The 1,432-nt window shown below is 71.4% G+C and carries 1 pseudogene; it reads left to right on the top strand.

Features of this window, described 5'->3' with window-relative positions:
• Positions 1 to 1,148: pseudogene (locus tag H7I57_RS11955) on the top strand (S8 family serine peptidase); the annotation flags it as partial.
• Between the last annotated feature and the right edge of the window lie 284 nt (positions 1,149 to 1,432).

The following is a 1,432-nucleotide window of genomic DNA, read 5'->3' on the forward strand; positions in this document are numbered from 1 at the left end:
CCGACGATCACCGCGACCGCGACAGTGACCGCGCCGGCACCGCCGCCCGAGCCGCCGCCACCTCCGGCAGAACCGCCGCCCGGCGGGCCGCCGCCGGCGGGACCTCCCCCCGCGCAGGGTCCCGGCGACACCGGCGCCGCACAGCCGTTGGTGCCGGGCCCTCCGCCAGGGGGACCGGACGGGGTGGTCGGCGTGGCCCCCGATGTCTCGCTGATCTCGATTCGTCAGTCCTCGACGGCGTTCACCCCGGCGCGACCAGCCCCCGGGGACATCGAGGGCCAACGCAAGGCCGGTGACATCGCGACCCTGGCCAAGGCCATTCGACATGCCGCAGACCTGCCCGGCGTTCAGGTGATCAACGTGTCGTTGGCGTCGTGCATCAACGCCGCGGCCCCGGTCAACCAGGATGCTCTGGGCGCGGCGGTGCGCTACGCCGCGGTGGACAAGGACATCGTGATCGTGGCCGCCGCCGGCAATCAGAGCGGCGGCGACCAGGGACAGGACTGCGGACAGAACCCCGCGTTCAATGCCCTGGACCCCAACGATCCCCGGGACTGGGCTGGGGTGCGCACGATCGTGACTCCGGCGTGGTTCTCCGACTACGTGCTCACCGTCGGAGCGGTGACCCCCGAGGGGCTACCGCTACCGGATTCGATCAACGGCCCGTGGGTGTCGGTGGCCGCCCCGGGGTGGCGGATCATGGGCCTGTCGAACACCAACGGCGCCGCGGTCAACGCCCGACCCGATGAACCCGGCTTGGGTGCGGGTTTCTGGGGAACCAGCTTCTCGGCCGCCTACGTCAGCGGCGTGGTCGCGCTGGTGCGGGCCAAATTCCCCGATCTCACCGCGGCCCAAGTCATGCGGCGCATCACCGAGAGACCAGCTTCTCGGCCGCCTACGTCAGCGGCGTGGTCGCGCTGGTGCGGGCCAAATTCCCCGATCTCACCGCGGCCCAAGTCATGCGGCGCATCACCGAGACCGCCCACAATCCGGCCCGCGGGGTCGACAACCAGGTCGGCTACGGCGTGGTCGATCCGGTAGCGGCGCTGACCTTCGATGTGCCGCTGGGCGATCCGAAGCCGAGACCGCCCACAATCCGGCCCGCGGGGTCGACAACCAGGTCGGCTACGGCGTGGTCGATCCGGTAGCGGCGCTGACCTTCGATGTGCCGCTGGGCGATCCGAAACCAGTCGAGCGGCTCAGCACCGACCTTTATGTGCCTCCGCCCCCGCCGGGACCGGATCATCGGCCGCGCAACAGCGCCCTGCTCGCCGGCGCCGCGGTCCTGCTCGTCGCCGCCGTCGCCGTGTCGGTCGTCGGCATGCGACGGAGGNTGCGATGAAGGCCCGCACCGTGGGCGTGCGCGCCGGAACACCGGTGGTAGTCGCGCTCGAAGTCGTTGCCCTGGTGGCATTCATCGGTCTACCGCCGG

It is taken from the genome of Mycolicibacterium pyrenivorans (genome assembly GCF_025821625.1).
Lineage (GTDB): Bacteria > Actinomycetota > Actinomycetes > Mycobacteriales > Mycobacteriaceae > Mycobacterium > Mycobacterium pyrenivorans.